Source organism: Rathayibacter sp. AY1B8 (genome assembly GCF_002932775.1).
Classification (GTDB): Bacteria; Actinomycetota; Actinomycetes; order Actinomycetales; family Microbacteriaceae; genus Rathayibacter.
On the sequence record NZ_PSWJ01000016.1, the window covers coordinates 1 to 15,691 of the forward strand.

Genomic DNA, 15,691 nt, shown 5'->3' on the forward strand with positions numbered 1-15,691 from the left:
CCCTGCACCACCCCGCCACTCGGGAGCCGGGACGCTCCTGAGGCGTCCCGGCTCCCGAGTGGCGGGGTGGTGCAGGGGGGTGGGGCTGGTGATCCGGGATCAGGAGGCGGCGATCGCCTCGGTGACCGCCGAACGGGCGTCGGCGGCGCTGTCGGCGGCGAGAGCGAGCTCCGCGTACCGCTTGGCGTCGTCGAGGGTGTGCTCGGCCAGCTCGGCGCGGACGTCGGCGAGAGCCGACGGCGACATCGAGAGGGTGGTGGCGCCGAGGCCGACGAGGACCACGGCGAGCAGCGGGTCGGCGGCGGCTTCTCCGCAGATCCCGACGGGCTTGCCCAGCGCCGCTCCCGCGCGGCCGACCTCGCCGACGAGGCGGAGCACGGCCGGGTGCCACGGGTCCTGGAACGCCGAGACCGTGCCGAGCATGCGGTCGGCGGCGAGCGTGTACTGGGTCAGGTCGTTGGTGCCGATCGAGGCGAAGTCCGCGACTCCGAGGATGCGGTCGGCGAGCAGGGCGGAGGAGGGGACCTCCACCATCACTCCGGCGGTACGGATGCCGAGCTCCCGCGCCATCGAGGTGAAGTAGCGGGTCTCGTCCACGGTTGCGACCATCGGCGCCATGACCCAGAGGTCGGCGTCGGTGGCGGCGTCGGCCTGGGCGAGGGCGGTGAGCTGGTCGCGGAGGATCTGCTCGCTGGCGCGGAGGGCGCGCAGTCCGCGGAGACCGAGGGCCGGGTTCTCCTCGTGGTCGTCGTTGAGGAAGCTCAGCGGCTTGTCGGCGCCGGCGTCGAGCGCGCGGACGACGACCTTGCGGCCGGGGAACGCAGCGAGCAGGCGCGTGTACTGCTCCGCCTGCTCGGCGACCGAGGGCGCCTCCTTCGCGTCGAGGAAGAGGAACTCGGTGCGGAACAGCCCCACTCCCTCGGCGCCGAGCTCGACCGCGTTCGCAGCGCCGTCGGCCGAGCCGAGGTTCGCGAGCAGCGGCACGGCGTGGCCGTCTGCCAGCGCGCCGGGAACGACCGGTGCGGCGAGCATCTCGGCGCGCTCGGCGATCGAGGACTTCGCGGCGCCGATCTCGGCGTCCGAGGGGTTCACCGTCACGACGCCGGAGGTGGCGTCGAGGATGACGAGCTGGCCGTCCCGCAGGTCGAGGGCGCCGGTGGTGCCGACGATGGCGGTGATCGACTTCTCCCGGGCGAGGATCGCCGTGTGCGAGGTCGGCCCTCCGTCGCTGGTGATCAGGCCGAGGACCTTCTCGAGGTCGAGCAGCGCCGTGTCGGCCGGAGCGAGGTCGCGGGCGACGAGCACGAACGGCTCGTCCGACTCGGGGACGCCGGGAGCGGCGACGCCGCGCAGGTGCGCCACGACGCGCTGCGAGACGTCGTCGAGGTCGGTCGCGCGCTCGGCCATGTAGCCGCCCATCGCCACGAGCAGGTCGCGGAAGCCGGCGAAGGCCTCGTGCACGGCGCGCTCCGCGGTCTTGCCCCCGGCGATCCGCGCCTTGACGTCGTCCGCGAGGGACGGGTCCTCGGCCATCAGGGCCTGGGCGTCGAGGACGTCCTTCGCCGAGCCGCCGGCCCGCTCGCCTCGGTGGCGGATCGTCGCGGCGGTGGCGGAGAGCGACGAGACGGCGCGCTCCTCCTCCTGAGCGATGCTGCGGGTGCTGGCGGTGTCCTCGGGCTCGGGCAGCGGCTCCGGCATGCGCAGGACCGGCCCGAGGGCCAGCCCGCGTCCCACTCCGGTGCCCTGGAGCTTGGCGGAGGCGTAGGCGGTCTGAGGAGTGGACAGCGTCATGGGTGCTCGTTCCTGTCGTTCGGAGTGCGGGCGGGAGAAGAGGATGCGGGGGCGGCGGGGAGGGAGCGGGGGGCGGGGGCCGGGAGTGAGCGGGGGCGGGTTTCGCGGGCGCCTCGTGCGAGCCGTTGAGGGTCGCCGTTGCGTTCCCGAGGCTGACGCGGTCCGTCGCCGGGTTTCGCAGGCGCCTCGTGCGACCCATTGAGGGTCGCCGTCACGCTCCAGGGGCTGCCGCGTCTATCGGCGCCGTGGGCGCCGGGGCTGGCCGCCTTGCGTGACGCTCCGCGTCACGCGTCGTGGTCGGTGGTGAGGAAGGTCGCGAGCTCCTCGAGCACGGCCTGCTCGTTGTCGCCCTCGACGCTGACGGTGAGCTCGTCGCCGTGCTCGATGCCGAGCGAGATGATCCCGAGGATCGACGCGGCGTTGACCGGGGTCGCGTCGCCCTTGGCGACGAGGACCTTCTGACCCGACTTCGCCGCGGCCTGGCTGAAGAGCGAGGCGGGGCGGGCGTGGAGGCCCTTCGACGATGCAACCTGCACGGTGCGCTCGACCATGAACGTTTCTCCTTGATCCTGCAGTCGCGACTGCATCAGTGGTGCCCGGAGTCGGGCTCGCCCGGACGGACCGGGCGGGAGGAGGAGTCCCCGTCCGCGCCTGCGACGACCGCGCGAGCGGCGAAGAGGACGGGCAGGGTCTCGAGCACGGCATCGGCACCGTGCGCTCCGAAGACATCGGGCGGGAGGAGGGCGGCCGCGGCTCCCACGAGCTCCGCACGGTGGCGGAGTCCGTCGAACTGCGACTCGAGGTGCGGCCCCACGAGGAGGACGTCGGCCTCGGGGAGGGAGTGGTCGAGACCGGTGAGGGTCTCGGAGCGGAACACGGCATCCATGCCGCGCTCCTTCGCGCCCGCTCGCAGCCGGTGGGCCAGGAACGTGCTCGACGCGCCTGCACCGCAGACGATCAGGATCTTCCGCACCTCGTTCGCCTCCTCGCGTCCGGGTCGTGATTCATCCAAGCATCCCCTCGGAGGGGCGGCACCCTCCAGCAGACAATCTTCCGCGGGGGCGGAAGACGGCCCCTTCCGCCCGCGGCGCGGGGGCTCCCGGGCGCGTCGCCGGGGTGATTGACTGACGGGACGTACGACTCGCCGCCCGCGTCCTGCGGGACCGCGGCAGGGTCGTGGCGCTCCCGGCGCCCGCCCCGACCGCACGCCTGGAGCCTGATGCCTGACAACCGCGAACGACTGCTGGAGTACCTCTCCCGCGCCGACGGCTGGGTGACGGCGCACGAGCTCGCCGACAGGCTCGGAGTCACCACCCGCAGCGTCCGGAGCTACGTCACCGCGGTGAAGGCGCAGGCCGCCCCGCTGGAGCCGGTCGAGTCCTCCGCGAACGGCTACCGGCTCGCGCGCGAGGCGTACGCGGCGTACCTGGAGGCGCAGCGCAGCCGCGACATCGAGCCCGACACCCCTCGCGACCGGCTGTACAGCATCGTCCGCCGCCTGGTCGACTCCGACGAGGGCCTGGACGTCTTCGCCCTCGCCGACGCGCTGTCGGTGAGCGAGTCGACCGTCGACGCCGATCTGCGCCGGGTGAAGGCCCTCGCCGACGAGGCCGGCCTCGGGCTGGTCCGGCGCGGCCCGTCGGTGCGCCTCGAGGGCAGCGAGGAGGCCCGCCGCCGCCTGATCTCCAGGATGTTCCGCGACGAGAGCGCGCAGGGCGTCTTCACGCTCGACGACGTCCAGCGCGAGTTCGCCTCCCCCGGCCTCGGCGCCTTCAAGACCGAGCTGCTGGCCGAGCTCGAGACCCGCGGCTACTACATCAACGACTACGGCGTGAACAGCGTCCTCCTCCACATCGCGATCGCCGTCGACCGCGTCGCCCGGGGCATCGGGGACCCCTCCGGCTCCCGCCCCTCCCCCGCGATCCACGGCGAGCTCGCGGCCCTGCTGGCGGAGCTGGTGGAACGGCACTTCGCGACGCGCCTGACCGACGCCGAGCTCGCCCAGCTCGCGATCCTGATGACGACGCGGGTGGCGACGCCCGGGCAGAACGAGCCGGTCGCCGCCGTGGTCGAGAACTACCTCGACCCGGAGGACCTCGCCGTCGTCCGCGAGCTCGTCGCCGACGTCAACCGCGAGTACCTGGTCGACCTCGACGACGAGGGCTTCATCGTCCGCCTCGCCCTGCACGTGCGCAACCTGATCGCCCGGGCCGCCGAGGGCGGCTACTCCCGCAACCCGCTCACCCGCTCGATCAAGACCAGCTACCCGATGACCTACGAGATCGCGGTGTTCCTGGCGAGCGGGCTGCAGCGCCGGCGGGGCATCGTGGTCAACGAGGACGAGATCGCCTACATCGCCCTCCACGTCGGCTCGTTCCTCGAGCGGGTGTCCCGGCGGGAGGAGCGTCTGTCCTGCGTGATCGTCTGCCCCAACTACTACGACCTCGCTCACATGCTCCGCCTGCGCGTCGAGCGCTCGCTCGGCACCGAGGTGGAGGTGCGCTCGCTGATCACGCGGAGCGACGTCGACTGGGACCGGCTCACCGCCGACCTCGTGATAACCACGATCGACGAGCACCCCGCGTCCGATGACGTCGTGGTCGTGCAGCCGTTCCTCACCGACCACGACGTCGAGACGGTGCGCCGGGCCATCGCCCGCGTCCGCCGGCACCGCCGCCGCGCGCAGATCAAGGACGAGCTGCTGCAGTTCTTCGACGAGCAGCTGTTCTTCCGCAACGTGCACGCGCGCGACGAGGCGGCGATGATCCGGATGCTGGGCGAGCGGATGATCGCCGGCGGCATCATCGACGAGGACTACGTCGACGGCGCCATCGAGCGCGAGCGGATGAGCTCCACGGCGTTCACCGACAACCTCGCGGTCCCGCACGCGATGGCGATGAGCGCCCGCCGCACCTCCATCGCGATCGTCGTGAACGACACCGCGATGGAGTGGGGCGAGCAGCGGGTGAACGTGATCGCGATGATCGCGTTCGCCTCGGCCGGCCGCAGCACCTTCCAGTCGGTGTTCGACCAGTTCGTCGAGGTGTTCGCCGACCGGGCGGAGGTGCAGCGCCTCATCCGGCGCTCCACGGACTTCGGCGGCTTCATCGAGGAGCTGGTGCGGGTGATCGACAGCTAGCCGACACCCGCACTCCGGGTGGAGCCGGAGGGCCTGTCGTCCTCCCGCTCCCGCGCTTCGTGGGCGCCCGACGGACCCCCGCCGGGCGCGAGAGGCCACGAGGAGCCTCCTCCGCATCGGATCGGAGGAGCTCCGCGTTGGGGCCTCTAGGCGAAGGGCGTCGGCACGATCCCGTAGGGGGCGAGGCCGGCCGCGCCGCCGTCGGCGAGCGTGGTGACCCAGATGCCGTCGTGGTGCACGGCGACGGAGTGCTCCCAGTGGGCGGCCATGCTGCTGTCCTCGGTCGCGACCGTCCACTCGTCCTCGCGGACGAAGGTCTCGGCGCTGCCCGCGGTGACCATCGGCTCGATCGCGACGACGAGTCCCGGCTTCACCTCGGGGCCGCGCTGGCGCACCCGGTAGTTGAAGACCGGCGGAGCCTCGTGCATGGTGCGCCCGATGCCGTGGCCGATGTAGTCGGTGAGGATGCCGTAGACGCGGCCCGAGCGCTCGGCCTCGTCCTCGATGTACTCCTCGATCGCCGCGCCGACCTCGTTGAGATGGCGGGCGGAGGCAAGGGCGGCGATCCCCCGCCACAGGGATCCCTCGGTCACCCGCGAGAGCTCGGCGCGTGCCGCGACCTCCTCCGGGCGGGAGGGATCGGGCAGGACCACCGTCATCGCGGAGTCGCCGTTCCAGCCGTCGATCTCGGCGCCGCTGTCGACGGAGACCAGGTCGCCCGGCTCGAGCACGCGCCCGCCGGGGATGCCGTGGACCACCTCGTCGTTGACCGAGGCGCAGATCGTGTGCCGGTAGCCCGGGACGAGCTGGAAGTTCGAGTGGCCGCCGAGCGCGACGATCGCCGCCTCGGCGATCGCGTCGAGCTCGAGCGTGGTGACGCCCGGGCGGACCGCCGCGCGGACCGCGTCGAGCGAGGCGGCCGTGGCGAGGCCCGGAGCGAGCATCGACCGCAGCTGCGCGGGCGTCTTGTAGAGCGAGGAGCGGAACGCCACGGCTCAGGCGGCCGGGGTGTCGAGGCGGCCCACGCGGTGGCCCTCGAGGGCGACGACGATCCGCTCGGTCACCTCGTCGACCGGCCCGAGGCCGTCGACCACGACCACGAGCCCGCGGGCCGCGTAGACGTCGATGAGCGGAGCGGTCTGCTCCTCGTAGAGCGCGAGTCGGCGCCGGATGACGTCCTCGGTGTCGTCGCTGCGCCCCTGCTCGAGCGAGCGCTTGAGAAGGCGGCCGACGACCTCGTCGGGATCGGCCGTCAGCTGGACGACCGCGTCGAGCCGGTTGTCGTCCGCGGCGAGGATGCGGTCGAGCTCGTCGACCTGCTCCGTGGTGCGCGGGTAGCCGTCGAGCAGGAACCCGGTCGACGCGTCCGCCTCCTGGAGGCGGTCGTGCACGATCGCGTTGGTCAGCTCGTCCGGCACGTAGCGCCCGTTGTCGAGGTAGGCCTTCGCCTGGAGACCGAGCTCGGTCTCGTTGGCGACGTTCGCGCGGAAGATGTCCCCGGTCGAGATGGCGGGCACCCGGAGGATGTCGCTCAGCCGAGCGGCCTGGGTCCCCTTGCCTGCGCCGGGAGGGCCGATCAGCAGGAGACGGAAGCCGATCGGGTGCGACGTCATCGGAGGAGTCCTTCGTAGTGGCGCTGCTGCAGCTGGGAGTCGATCTGCTTCACCGTCTCCAGGCCGACTCCGACGATGATCAGGATGGACGTGCCGCCGAAGGGGAAGTTCTGGTTCGCACCGACCAGCGCGAGGGCCACGAGGGGCACGAGCGCGATGAGGCCGAGGTAGACCGACCCGGGCAGCGTCACCCGGGTGAGCACGTAGTTGAGGTACTCGGCGGTCGGGCGGCCGGCGCGGATGCCGGGGATGAAGCCGCCGTAGCGCTTCATGTTGTCGGCGACCTCGTCCGGGTTGAAGGTGATCGCGACGTAGAAGTAGGTGAAGCCCACGATCAGGAGGAAGTACAGCGCCATGTAGAGCGGGTGATCGCCCTTGGTGAGGTAGTTCGTGATCCAGGTGACCCAGACCGGAGCCTCCTGGCCAGCGGCGGGCTGGTTGAACTGCGCGATGAGCGCGGGCAGGTACAGCAGCGACGAGGCGAAGATGACGGGCACGACGCCGGCCATGTTGACCTTGATCGGGATGTAGGTGTTGTTGCCGCCGTAGGTGCGGCGGCCGACCATCCGCTTGGCGTACTGCACGGGGATCCGCCGCTGCGACTGCTCCACGAAGACCACGGCGACCACGAGCACGAGGCCCACGCCGAGGACGAGGAGGAAGGTCTCGAAGCCGCGCGACTGCGCGATCGACCACAGGGAGGTGGGGAACTGGGCGGCGATCGAGGTGAAGATCAGCAGCGACATGCCGTTGCCGATGCCGCGCTCGGTGATGAGCTCGCCCATCCACATGATGATCCCGGTGCCCGCGGTCATGGTGATGACCATGAGGAGGATGGAGTACCACTCGTCGGTGATGATGAGCGCCGAGCACTCCGGGACGCCGGAGTTGCCGAAGAGGGCGCCCGAGCGGGCGACGGTGATCAGCGTCGTCGACTGGAGGACGCCGAGCGCGATGGTGAGGTACCGCGTGTACTGGGTGAGCTTGCCCTGACCGGACTGCCCCTCCTTGTACAGCGTCTCGAAGTGAGGGATGACCACGCGCAGCAGCTGCACGATGATCGACGCCGTGATGTACGGCATGATCCCGAGCGCGAAGATCGACAGCTGGAGCAGTGCTCCACCGCTGAAGAGGTTCACGAGCTCGTAGAGACCCGAGGTGCCCTGGTTGCCGGCGAGACAGGCCTGCACGGCGCTGAAGTCGACGAACGGAGCAGGGATGAAGGATCCCAGCCGGAAGATCGCCACGATCGCGAGGGTGAAGCCGATCTTGCGGCGGAGGTCGGGGGTGCGGAAGATCCGCGCAACGGCGCCAAACACTACCTAAGGTCTCCTGCTCAATTCTGTGGTGCGGGATACAGGTCGAGCTTGCCACGCACTCCCGGAGGGAGTCGGCGTGGCAAGCTCGACCGACAAGCTGCTGGTGCTACTTGATGGATCCGCCCGCAGCGACGATCTTCTGCTCGGCAGAGCTGGAGACCTTGTCGACCGCGACGTTCAGCTTAACCGCAATGTCGCCGTCCCCGAGGACTTTGACCTTCTCGTTCTTGCGGACAGCACCCTTGGCGACCAGGTCGCCGATGGTGACGTCGCCGCCCTGGGGGTAGAGCTCCGCGAGAGCGGACAGGTTCACGACCTGGTACTCGACCCGGAACGGGTTCTTGAAGCCGCGGAGCTTCGGGGTGCGCATGTGCAGCGGCATCTGCCCACCCTCGAAGCCGACGCGCACCTGGTAGCGGGCCTTGGTGCCCTTGGTGCCGCGACCGGCGGTCTTTCCCTTGGAGCCCTCACCGCGACCCACGCGGGTCTTGGCCTTCTTGGCTCCGGCAGCGGGGCGGAGGTGGTGGACCTTGAGCACGTGCTCCTTGGTCGCCGGCGCCGCCGCGCCCTTCGTGGTGGTCGCCTGCGCGGGAGTCGTGGACTCCGCGGCGGCGGCCTTCTTCGTCTCAGCCATTAGTCAATCTCCTCGACCTTCACCAGGTGGGCGACGGTCTTCACGTATCCGCGGTTCTGGGCGTTGTCCTCGCGGACGACGCTCTGACCGATCTTCCTGAGGCCGAGCGAGCGCAGCGTGTCGCGCTGGTACTGCTTCTCGCTGACCTTCGACTTGATCTGGGTCACCTTGAGCTGGGCCATCAGGCACCTGCCTTCGCGTTGGACGCGGCGGCGAGGGCGTCGGCCTCGGCACGGACGAGACGTGCCGGCGCGACCTGGTCGAAGTCGAGACCACGACGAGCGGCGACGGCGCGCGGCTCCTCGAGCTGCTTCAGAGCCTCGACGGTCGCGTGGACGATGTTGATGGTGTTCGACGAGCCGAGCGACTTGCTCAGGACGTCGTGGATGCCGGCGCACTCGAGGACGGCGCGGACGGGACCGCCGGCGATGACACCGGTACCCGCGGCGGCGGGGCGCAGGAGCACCACACCGGCGGCGGCCTCACCCTGGACGGGGTGCGGGATGGTCGAGGCGACGCGGGGGACGCGGAAGAAGTTCTTCTTCGCCTCCTCGACGCCCTTGGAGATGGCGGTCGGGACCTCGCGGGCCTTGCCGTAGCCGACGCCCACCAGTCCGTTGCCGTCTCCGACGACCACGAGCGCGGTGAAGCTGAAGCGACGGCCGCCCTTGACGACCTTCGACACGCGGTTGATGGTCACGACGCGCTCGAGGAACTGGCTCTTCTCGGCGTCACGGCCACCGCGGTCGCGGCCACCCTGGTTGCGGTCGCGGCCGCCGCGGCGGGGCTCACGAGCCTCCTGCTGCGGCTGCGTGGACGCAGCGGTCTCGACGGGGGCCTCCGACACAGCGGCGACCTCGGGTTCCTTGTTCTCTGCGGCGCTCACAGGTTGAGCCCTGCCTCTCGTGCTCCATCGGCGATCGCGGCGACGCGACCGGCGTACTTGTTGCCTCCGCGGTCGAAGACGACCGCCTCGACACCGGCGTTCTTGGCGCGCTCGGCGACGAGCTCGCCGACCTTGCGGGCCTTGGCGGTCTTGTCGCCGTCGAACACGCGCAGGTCGGCCTCGAGGGTCGACGCCGACGCGAGGGTGCGGCCCTGAGCGTCGTCGACGACCTGCACGAAGACGTGGCGGGCCGAGCGGTTGACGACGAGGCGGGGGCGCTCGGCGGATCCGACGACCTTCTTGCGCAGACGGTCGTGACGACGACCGCGCGCGGCGGACTTGCTCTTTCCTCTGGTTCCGAGTCCCATGATCACTTACCGCTCTTTCCGGCCTTGCGGCGAACGACCTCGCCGGCGTAGCGCACGCCCTTGCCCTTGTAGGGCTCGGGCTTGCGGATCTTACGAATGTTGGCGGCCACCTCACCGACGGCCTGCTTCGAGATGCCGTGCACGGTGAGCTTGTTGTTGCCCTCGACCGTGAACGAGATGCCCGCGGGCGGGGTGACGACGACCGGGTGCGAGAAGCCGAGCGCGAACTCGATGTCCGAGCCCTTCGCCAGCACGCGGTAACCGGTTCCAACGACCTCGAGGCCCTTGGAGTAGCCCTGCGTGACACCGATGATGTCGTTCGCGATGAGCGTGCGGGTGAGGCCGTGGAGCGAGCGCGACTCGCGCTCGTCATCGGGACGCGAGACCAGCACCTGGCCGTTCTCGACGGACACCTGGATGGGGCTGGCGACCGAGACGGTCAGCTCGCCCTTGGGGCCCTTGACGGTCACAGCGGACCCGGCGACGGAGACGTCGACGCCCGCCGGGATCTCGATGGGGAGTCTTCCAATACGCGACATGAGGGGTTACCACACGTAGGCGAGGACTTCCCCACCCACGCCCTTCTTCTCGGCCTGGCGGTCGGTCAGGAGACCGCTCGAGGTGGACAGGATGGCGACGCCGAGGCCGCCGAGCACGGTGGGGATCTCGGCCGACTTCGCGTACACGCGGAGTCCGGGCTTCGAGACCCGCTTGATGCCGGCGATCGAGCGCTCGCGGTTCGGGCCGTACTTGAGGGAGATGGAGAGCGTCGTGCCGACGCGCGCCTCCTCGACCTTCCAGTCGGCGATGTAGCCCTCGGTCTTGAGGATCTCGGCGATGTTCGCCTTGAGCTTCGAGCCCGGGAGGGTGATGGAGTCGTGGTGCGCGGAGTTCGCGTTACGGATTCTGGTCAGCAGATCTGCGACCGGATCAGTCATGGTCATGGCTGATGGTGCCTTTCTCGCCTGGTTTCGGCACCCTTTACAAGAGTGACGACCTGTGGTGTGGGACGGCGCCGACGACGTCGACGCCCATGCGGCCGCGCGAACGCAGGCCAACGAGCCATGCTACATGGCCGAGGTCCTGCGGTCGAGGGCCGATCGTGCACGGGATCCGGGGATCCCGCGTGGCGCCCGCCGCCGGCTCCGGACGGACCGGTCCGGCGGCGGACGCACGACGAGGCCGGAGGGCGGTTCTCACCGTCCCCCGGCCTCGAGGCTTGCTGCTTACGCGTTGTCCGACGACTTGAACGGGAAGCCGAGCTGCTTGAGCAGCGCGCGACCCTCGTCGTCGGTCTTGGCGGTGGTCACGACGGTCACGTCGAAGCCGCGGACGCGGTCGATGCGGTCCTGGTCGATCTCGTGGAAGATCGACTGCTCCGTGATGCCGAAGGTGTAGTTGCCGTTGCCGTCGAACTGGCGGTCCGACAGCCCGCGGAAGTCGCGGATGCGGGGCAGCGCCACCGAGAGCAGGCGGTCCAGGAACTCCCAGGCGCGGTCGCCCCGGAGGGTGACGTGAGCGCCGATGGCCTGACCCTCGCGCAGCTTGAACTGCGCGATGGACTTGCGGGCCTTGGTGACCTGCGGCTTCTGACCGGTGATGGCGGTGAGGTCCTTGACCGCGCCGTCGATGATCTTGCCGTCGCGGGCGGCCTCACCGACACCGGTGTTGACGACGACCTTGACCAGGCCGGGGACCTGGTGGACGTTGCCGAAGCCGAACTGCTCCTTGAGAGCGGGGATGATGTCGGCCTGGTACTTGGCCTTGAGCCGCGGCTGAACCTTCGCAGCCACTGCGGTGGTGTCAGTCATTACAGTTCCTCACCCGACGCCTTCGCGTAGCGCACGCGAACGGTCTTGGTCACGCCGTCCTTGGTGACGGCCACGTTGCGGTGGCCGACCCGGGTCGGCTTCTTGGTCTTCGGGTCGACGAGCGCGACGTTGGAGATGTGGATCGAGGCCTCGACGGTCTCGATGCCGCCCTCCTTCGAGCCGCGCTGCGTCTGGCCGACGCGGACGTGCTTCTTGACGAAGTTCACGCCCTCGACGACGACGCGGTTGCGCTCGACCAGCACCTCGAGGACCTTGCCCTGCTTGCCGCGGTCTCCACCGCGGGCCTGGGTAGCGCCCGAGATGACCTGGACGAGGTCACCCTTCTTGATCTTGGCCATGACTAGATAACCTCCGGTGCCAGCGAGACGATCTTCATGAACTTCTTGTCGCGGAGCTCGCGACCGACCGGTCCGAAGATGCGGGTGCCACGGGGGTCCCCGTCGTTCTTGAGGATGACGGCGGCGTTCTCGTCGAACTTGATGTACGAGCCGTCGGCGCGACGGGTCTGCTTGATGGTGCGGACGATGACGGCCTTGACCACGTCGCCCTTCTTCACGTTGCCACCGGGGATCGCGTCCTTGACGGTGGCGACGATGATGTCACCGAGGCCCGCGTAGCGGCGGCCGGAGCCTCCGAGGACGCGGATGGTGAGGAGCATCTTGGCGCCGGTGTTGTCGGCGACCTTGACTCGGGATTCTTGCTGAAGCATGTGTCTCTCCTGCTAACTCAAGTAGGCCGCGGCCTACTTGGCCTTCTCGAGGATCTCGACCAGGCGCCAGCGCTTGGTGGCGCTGAGGGGACGGGTCTCGCTGATGACGACGGAGTCGCCGATGCCGGCGGAGTTCAGCTCGTCGTGGACCTTGACCTTGGACGTACGGCGGATGACCTTGCCGTACAGCGGGTGCTTCACCCGGTCCTCGACCTCGACGACGATGGTCTTGTCCATCTTGTCGCTGGTGACGTAGCCGCGACGGGTCTTGCGGTATCCGCGAGCGCCCGCCTCCTTCACGTCGTGGGCGGCCGACTCGTGGCCGGCGCTGTCATTGACGGTTGCCATTACTTGGCCTCCTCGTTCGACTCGGTCGCCTCGACCTCGGCCTTGGCGGCCTTCTTGGTCTTCGGCTTCTTCTCCGCCTTGGCCGGGGCCTCGACGGGTGCGGGGGTGGCGCGGATGCCCAGCTCGCGCTCACGGATGACCGTGTAGATGCGGGCGATGTCGCGCTTGACGGCACGCAGGCGGCCGTTGGTGTCCAGCTGACCGGTGGCCGACTGGAAGCGGAGGTTGAACAGCTCCTCCTTGGCCTTCTTCAGCTCGGTGACGAGACGCTCGTCCTCGTAGGTGTCGAGCTCGGCGGGGGCGAGCTCCTTGGATCCGATCGCCATTACGCGTCTCCCTCCTCGCGCTTGATGATGCGTGCCTTGAGGGGCAGCTTATGGATGGCACGGGTCATGGCCTCACGAGCGAGCTGCTCGTCGACGCCGGCGACCTCGAAGAGGACGCGACCCGGCTTGACGTTCGCGACCCACCACTCCGGCGAGCCCTTACCGGAACCCATGCGGGTCTCGGCGGGCTTCTTGGTGAGCGGACGGTCGGGGTAGATGTTGATCCACACCTTTCCGCCGCGCTTGATGTGACGCGTCATCGCGATACGAGCGGACTCGATCTGACGGTTGGTCACGTAGGCGGGGGTGAGGGCCTGGATGCCGAACTCACCGAACGACACCTTGGTGCCACCGGTGGCCTGGCCGGACCGGCCCGGGTGGTGCTGCTTGCGGTGCTTGACTCGACGCGGAATCAACATGGTTATGCCTCAACTCCTGCTGCGACGGGCGCCTCGCTCTGCTGGCGGGGTGCACGGCGCGGACGGTCGCTGCGCTCGGGGCGCGACGACTTGCTGTTCGCCTGCTCGCGGGCGAGCTCCTTGTTGGTGATGTCGCCCTTGTAGATCCAGACCTTCACGCCGATGCGGCCGAAGGTGGTCTTCGCCTCGTAGAAGCCGTAGTCGATGTTCGCGCGGAGGGTGTGCAGCGGCACGCGTCCCTCGCGGTAGAACTCCGAGCGGCTCATCTCGGCGCCGCCGAGGCGGCCGGAGACCTGGATGCGGACGCCCTTGGCGCCGGCGCGCTGAGCACCCTGCAGGCCCTTGCGCATCGCGCGGCGGAAGGCCACGCGGGCGGAGAGCTGCTCGGCGATGCCCTGGGCGACCAGCTGCGCCTCGGCCTCGGGGTTCTTGACCTCGAGGATGTTCAGCTGGATCTGCTTGCCCGTGAGCTTCTCGAGGTCGGCGCGGATGCGCTCGGCCTCGGCGCCGCGGCGGCCGATCACGATGCCCGGGCGGGCGGTGTGGATGTCGACGCGGACGCGGTCACGGGTGCGCTCGATCTCGATGCGGGCGACGCCCGCACGGTCGAGCTGCGTGGCGAGGAGTCGGCGGATCTTGACGTCCTCGGCGAGGTAGTCGCTGTACCGCTGGCCCTTCTTGGTGCTGTCGGAGAACCAGCGCGACACGTGGTCGGTGGTGATTCCCAGACGGAAACCGTAGGGGTTTACTTTCTGACCCATTACTTGGTCCCCTCCTCAGGAGTGGCCAGCACGACGGTGATGTGGCTGGTGCGCTTGTTGATGCGGAAGGCACGACCCTGAGCACGGGGCTGGAATCGCTTGAGGGTGGTTCCCTCATCGACGAAGGCGCGGGACACGATCAGGTCCTGGTCGTCGAGGTACTCGTTCGAGGCATCGGCCTTGACGCGAGCGTTGGCCATCGCCGAGGCGACGAGCTTGTAGACGGGCTCGGACGCACCCTGCGGCGCGAACTTCAGGATGGCCAGTGCCTCCTGAGCCTGCTTCCCGCGGATCAGGTTCACGACACGGCGAGCCTTCTGGGGGGTGACGCGGATGTGTCGCACGCGTGCGATCGACTCCACCATTTCTCTCCTCCTTCTCGTCGCCGCGTCAGCGGCGACGGCCCTTCTTGTCGTCCTTCTCGTGACCGCGGAAGGTCCGAGTGGGGGCGAACTCGCCGAGCTTGTGGCCGACCATGGTCTCGGTCACGAACACGGGGATGTGCTTGCGACCGTCGTGGACCGCGATGGTGTGGCCCAGCATCGCCGGGATGATCATCGAACGGCGCGACCAGGTCTTGATGACGTTCTTGTTGCCGGCTTCGTTGGCCGTGAACACCTTGCGGAGCAGGTGGTCGTCAACGAAGGGGCCCTTCTTGAGACTGCGAGGCATCTTCTACAACTCCTACTTGCGCTTCTTACCGGCGGTGCGGCGGCGAACGATGAGCTTGTCGCTCTCCTTGTTGGGGCGACGGGTGCGTCCCTCGGACTGACCCCACGGGCTGACCGGGTGGCGTCCACCGGAGGTCTTGCCCTCTCCACCACCGTGCGGGTGGTCGACCGGGTTCATCGCGACACCGCGGACGGTCGGGCGGACGCCCTTCCAGCGCATGCGGCCGGCCTTGCCCCAGTTGATGTTCGACTGCTCGGCGTTGCCGACCTCGCCGATCGTGGCGCGGCAGCGCGCATCGACGTTGCGGATCTCGCCCGACGGCAGGCGGAGCTGCGCGTAGGGGCCGTCCTTGGCGACGAGGCGGACCGAGGTGCCGGCCGAGCGGGCGAGCTTGGCGCCGCCTCCCGGCTTGATCTCGATGGCGTGGATGACCGTACCGGTCGGGATGTTGCGCAGCGGCAGGTTGTTGCCGGGCTTGATGTCGGCGCCGGCGCCCGACTCCACGACGTCGCCCTGCGAGAGCTTGTTCGGGGCCAGGATGTAGCGCTTGGTGCCGTCCACGAAGTGGAGCAGCGCGATCCGCGCCGTGCGGTTGGGGTCGTACTCGATGTGAGCGACCTTGGCGTTGACGCCGTCCTTGTCGTTGCGACGGAAGTCGATCAGACGGTACTGGCGCTTGTGGCCACCACCGATGTGACGCGTCGTGATGCGGCCGGAGTTGTTGCGGCCACCGGTCTTGGACAGCGGGCGCAGGAGCGACTTCTCGGGCGTCGAGCGGGTGATCTCGGCGAAGTCGGCAACGCTGGAGCCGCGGCGACCGGGGGTCGTGGGCTTGTACTTACGAATAGCCATTGTCTGTTTCCTCTACGCTTCT

Annotated in this window: 23 protein-coding genes; 1 reads left to right on the forward strand and 22 read right to left on the reverse strand. The window is 69.4% G+C overall.

Annotation, left to right across the window (positions count from 1 at the left end; all coding sequences use genetic code 11):
* Nucleotides 1-99: 99 nt before the first annotated feature.
* The 3 genes from ptsP to C5C63_RS17045 all read right to left on the reverse strand — a co-directional run bounded on the left by ptsP (nucleotide 100) and on the right by C5C63_RS17045 (nucleotide 2,803).
* Complete coding sequence (gene ptsP / locus C5C63_RS10560) at nucleotides 100-1,698, reverse strand: phosphoenolpyruvate--protein phosphotransferase (RefSeq protein ID WP_244230703.1); 1,599 nt, start codon at nucleotides 1,696-1,698, stop codon at nucleotides 100-102.
* Nucleotides 1,699-2,075: 377 nt separating this feature from the next.
* Nucleotides 2,076-2,342: an HPr family phosphocarrier protein gene (locus C5C63_RS10565; protein WP_104224553.1), complete on the reverse strand. Its 267-nt coding sequence runs from the start codon at nucleotides 2,340-2,342 to the stop codon at nucleotides 2,076-2,078.
* 35 nt (nucleotides 2,343-2,377) lie between these two features.
* Nucleotides 2,378-2,803, reverse strand: coding sequence for a PTS sugar transporter subunit IIB (locus C5C63_RS17045; RefSeq protein WP_181110601.1), 426 nt, complete (start codon nucleotides 2,801-2,803; stop codon nucleotides 2,378-2,380).
* A 207-nt stretch (nucleotides 2,804-3,010) separates the two neighbouring features.
* On the opposite strand from C5C63_RS17045, the gene C5C63_RS10575 reads away from it, so the two are divergent.
* Nucleotides 3,011-4,930: a BglG family transcription antiterminator gene (locus C5C63_RS10575; RefSeq protein WP_104326027.1), complete on the forward strand. Its 1,920-nt coding sequence runs from the start codon at nucleotides 3,011-3,013 to the stop codon at nucleotides 4,928-4,930.
* Between the two features lie 146 nt (nucleotides 4,931-5,076).
* Here C5C63_RS10575 and map read toward each other — a convergent pair whose 3' ends face one another.
* From map to rplB, 19 genes are all read right to left on the reverse strand, one after another.
* Nucleotides 5,077-5,922, reverse strand: coding sequence for a type I methionyl aminopeptidase (map, locus tag C5C63_RS10580; protein ID WP_104292485.1), 846 nt, complete (start codon nucleotides 5,920-5,922; stop codon nucleotides 5,077-5,079).
* Nucleotides 5,923-5,925: 3 nt separating this feature from the next.
* A complete protein-coding gene (locus C5C63_RS10585; protein ID WP_181028829.1) occupies nucleotides 5,926-6,543 on the reverse strand; it encodes an adenylate kinase in 618 nt (205 codons plus the stop codon).
* Nucleotides 6,540-7,862 (reverse strand): preprotein translocase subunit SecY, encoded by a 1,323-nt coding sequence (gene secY / locus C5C63_RS10590; RefSeq protein ID WP_104224557.1) that lies wholly within the window; start codon nucleotides 7,860-7,862, stop codon nucleotides 6,540-6,542. The genes C5C63_RS10585 and secY overlap by 4 nt, the downstream gene beginning before the upstream one ends.
* A gap of 106 nt (nucleotides 7,863-7,968) precedes the next feature.
* Nucleotides 7,969-8,496 carry a 50S ribosomal protein L15 gene (gene rplO / locus C5C63_RS10595; RefSeq protein ID WP_104226755.1) on the reverse strand — a complete coding sequence of 176 codons (528 nt, stop codon included), beginning with the start codon at nucleotides 8,494-8,496 and terminating at the stop codon, nucleotides 7,969-7,971.
* Nucleotides 8,496-8,678, reverse strand: coding sequence for a 50S ribosomal protein L30 (gene rpmD, locus C5C63_RS10600; protein WP_181024623.1), 183 nt, complete (start codon nucleotides 8,676-8,678; stop codon nucleotides 8,496-8,498). The genes rplO and rpmD overlap by 1 nt, the downstream gene beginning before the upstream one ends.
* A complete protein-coding gene (gene rpsE, locus C5C63_RS10605; RefSeq protein WP_104224559.1) occupies nucleotides 8,678-9,382 on the reverse strand; it encodes a 30S ribosomal protein S5 in 705 nt (234 codons plus the stop codon). Before rpsE ends, rpmD begins: the two co-directional genes overlap by 1 nt.
* Entirely contained in the window at nucleotides 9,379-9,750 is a 372-nt protein-coding gene (rplR, locus tag C5C63_RS10610) for a 50S ribosomal protein L18 (RefSeq protein ID WP_056037296.1), read from the reverse strand. Before rplR ends, rpsE begins: the two co-directional genes overlap by 4 nt.
* 2 nt (nucleotides 9,751-9,752) lie before the next feature.
* Complete coding sequence (gene rplF, locus C5C63_RS10615) at nucleotides 9,753-10,289, reverse strand: 50S ribosomal protein L6 (RefSeq protein ID WP_104224560.1); 537 nt, start codon at nucleotides 10,287-10,289, stop codon at nucleotides 9,753-9,755.
* A 6-nt stretch (nucleotides 10,290-10,295) separates the two neighbouring features.
* Entirely contained in the window at nucleotides 10,296-10,694 is a 399-nt protein-coding gene (gene rpsH / locus C5C63_RS10620) for a 30S ribosomal protein S8 (RefSeq protein WP_068209423.1), read from the reverse strand.
* Nucleotides 10,695-10,976: 282 nt separating this feature from the next.
* Complete coding sequence (rplE, locus tag C5C63_RS10625) at nucleotides 10,977-11,561, reverse strand: 50S ribosomal protein L5 (RefSeq protein WP_068209425.1); 585 nt, start codon at nucleotides 11,559-11,561, stop codon at nucleotides 10,977-10,979.
* Nucleotides 11,561-11,920, reverse strand: a complete 360-nt coding sequence (gene rplX / locus C5C63_RS10630) for a 50S ribosomal protein L24 (protein ID WP_104224561.1) — start codon at nucleotides 11,918-11,920, stop codon at nucleotides 11,561-11,563. Before rplX ends, rplE begins: the two co-directional genes overlap by 1 nt.
* Before the next feature lie 2 nt (nucleotides 11,921-11,922).
* Nucleotides 11,923-12,291 (reverse strand): 50S ribosomal protein L14, encoded by a 369-nt coding sequence (rplN, locus tag C5C63_RS10635; RefSeq protein WP_104224562.1) that lies wholly within the window; start codon nucleotides 12,289-12,291, stop codon nucleotides 11,923-11,925.
* Nucleotides 12,292-12,324: 33 nt separating this feature from the next.
* Complete coding sequence (rpsQ, locus tag C5C63_RS10640; RefSeq protein ID WP_104224563.1) at nucleotides 12,325-12,639, reverse strand: 30S ribosomal protein S17; 315 nt, start codon at nucleotides 12,637-12,639, stop codon at nucleotides 12,325-12,327.
* Nucleotides 12,639-12,965, reverse strand: a complete 327-nt coding sequence (rpmC, locus tag C5C63_RS10645) for a 50S ribosomal protein L29 (RefSeq protein WP_104224564.1) — start codon at nucleotides 12,963-12,965, stop codon at nucleotides 12,639-12,641. The genes rpsQ and rpmC overlap by 1 nt, the downstream gene beginning before the upstream one ends.
* Nucleotides 12,965-13,384: a 50S ribosomal protein L16 gene (gene rplP / locus C5C63_RS10650; protein WP_068209436.1), complete on the reverse strand. Its 420-nt coding sequence runs from the start codon at nucleotides 13,382-13,384 to the stop codon at nucleotides 12,965-12,967. The genes rpmC and rplP overlap by 1 nt, the downstream gene beginning before the upstream one ends.
* 2 nt (nucleotides 13,385-13,386) lie before the next feature.
* The gene (gene rpsC, locus C5C63_RS10655) at nucleotides 13,387-14,145 is read right to left on the reverse strand and encodes a 30S ribosomal protein S3 (protein ID WP_068209439.1); all 759 of its coding nucleotides are present in this window, start codon (nucleotides 14,143-14,145) and stop codon (nucleotides 13,387-13,389) included.
* Nucleotides 14,145-14,510 carry a 50S ribosomal protein L22 gene (gene rplV / locus C5C63_RS10660; protein WP_077221988.1) on the reverse strand — a complete coding sequence of 122 codons (366 nt, stop codon included), beginning with the start codon at nucleotides 14,508-14,510 and terminating at the stop codon, nucleotides 14,145-14,147. Before rplV ends, rpsC begins: the two co-directional genes overlap by 1 nt.
* A gap of 25 nt (nucleotides 14,511-14,535) precedes the next feature.
* Nucleotides 14,536-14,817 carry a 30S ribosomal protein S19 gene (gene rpsS, locus C5C63_RS10665; RefSeq protein WP_055787078.1) on the reverse strand — a complete coding sequence of 94 codons (282 nt, stop codon included), beginning with the start codon at nucleotides 14,815-14,817 and terminating at the stop codon, nucleotides 14,536-14,538.
* A 12-nt stretch (nucleotides 14,818-14,829) separates the two neighbouring features.
* Complete coding sequence (gene rplB, locus C5C63_RS10670) at nucleotides 14,830-15,669, reverse strand: 50S ribosomal protein L2 (RefSeq protein WP_068251462.1); 840 nt, start codon at nucleotides 15,667-15,669, stop codon at nucleotides 14,830-14,832.
* Nucleotides 15,670-15,691 lie beyond the last annotated feature (22 nt).

Excerpts from the sequence above, each read along its gene's own strand:
- rpsQ (WP_104224563.1), bottom strand. The coding sequence starts at position 12,639 with ATGGCAACCGTCAATGACAGCGCCGGCCACGAGTCGGCCGCCCACGAC.
- ptsP (WP_244230703.1), bottom strand. The coding sequence starts at position 1,698 with ATGCCGGAGCCGCTGCCCGAGCCCGAGGACACCGCCAGCACCCGCAGC.
- rpsS (WP_055787078.1), bottom strand. The coding sequence starts at position 14,817 with ATGCCTCGCAGTCTCAAGAAGGGCCCCTTCGTTGACGACCACCTGCTC.
- rplN (WP_104224562.1), bottom strand. The coding sequence starts at position 12,291 with ATGCTTCAGCAAGAATCCCGAGTCAAGGTCGCCGACAACACCGGCGCC.
- rplR (WP_056037296.1), bottom strand. The coding sequence starts at position 9,750 with ATGGGACTCGGAACCAGAGGAAAGAGCAAGTCCGCCGCGCGCGGTCGT.
- rpmC (WP_104224564.1), bottom strand. The coding sequence starts at position 12,965 with ATGGCGATCGGATCCAAGGAGCTCGCCCCCGCCGAGCTCGACACCTAC.
- C5C63_RS10585 (WP_181028829.1), bottom strand. The coding sequence starts at position 6,543 with ATGACGTCGCACCCGATCGGCTTCCGTCTCCTGCTGATCGGCCCTCCC.
- C5C63_RS10575 (WP_104326027.1), top strand. The coding sequence starts at position 3,011 with ATGCCTGACAACCGCGAACGACTGCTGGAGTACCTCTCCCGCGCCGAC.
- rplX (WP_104224561.1), bottom strand. The coding sequence starts at position 11,920 with ATGGCCAAGATCAAGAAGGGTGACCTCGTCCAGGTCATCTCGGGCGCT.
- rplP (WP_068209436.1), bottom strand. The coding sequence starts at position 13,384 with ATGTTGATTCCGCGTCGAGTCAAGCACCGCAAGCAGCACCACCCGGGC.
- rpmD (WP_181024623.1), bottom strand. The coding sequence starts at position 8,678 with ATGGCCCAGCTCAAGGTGACCCAGATCAAGTCGAAGGTCAGCGAGAAG.
- rplB (WP_068251462.1), bottom strand. The coding sequence starts at position 15,669 with ATGGCTATTCGTAAGTACAAGCCCACGACCCCCGGTCGCCGCGGCTCC.
- C5C63_RS10565 (WP_104224553.1), bottom strand. The coding sequence starts at position 2,342 with ATGGTCGAGCGCACCGTGCAGGTTGCATCGTCGAAGGGCCTCCACGCC.
- rpsH (WP_068209423.1), bottom strand. The coding sequence starts at position 10,694 with ATGACCATGACTGATCCGGTCGCAGATCTGCTGACCAGAATCCGTAAC.
- rplV (WP_077221988.1), bottom strand. The coding sequence starts at position 14,510 with ATGGTGGAGTCGATCGCACGCGTGCGACACATCCGCGTCACCCCCCAG.
- rplF (WP_104224560.1), bottom strand. The coding sequence starts at position 10,289 with ATGTCGCGTATTGGAAGACTCCCCATCGAGATCCCGGCGGGCGTCGAC.
- rpsC (WP_068209439.1), bottom strand. The coding sequence starts at position 14,145 with ATGGGTCAGAAAGTAAACCCCTACGGTTTCCGTCTGGGAATCACCACC.
- rplE (WP_068209425.1), bottom strand. The coding sequence starts at position 11,561 with ATGACTGACACCACCGCAGTGGCTGCGAAGGTTCAGCCGCGGCTCAAG.
- rplO (WP_104226755.1), bottom strand. The coding sequence starts at position 8,496 with ATGGCTGAGACGAAGAAGGCCGCCGCCGCGGAGTCCACGACTCCCGCG.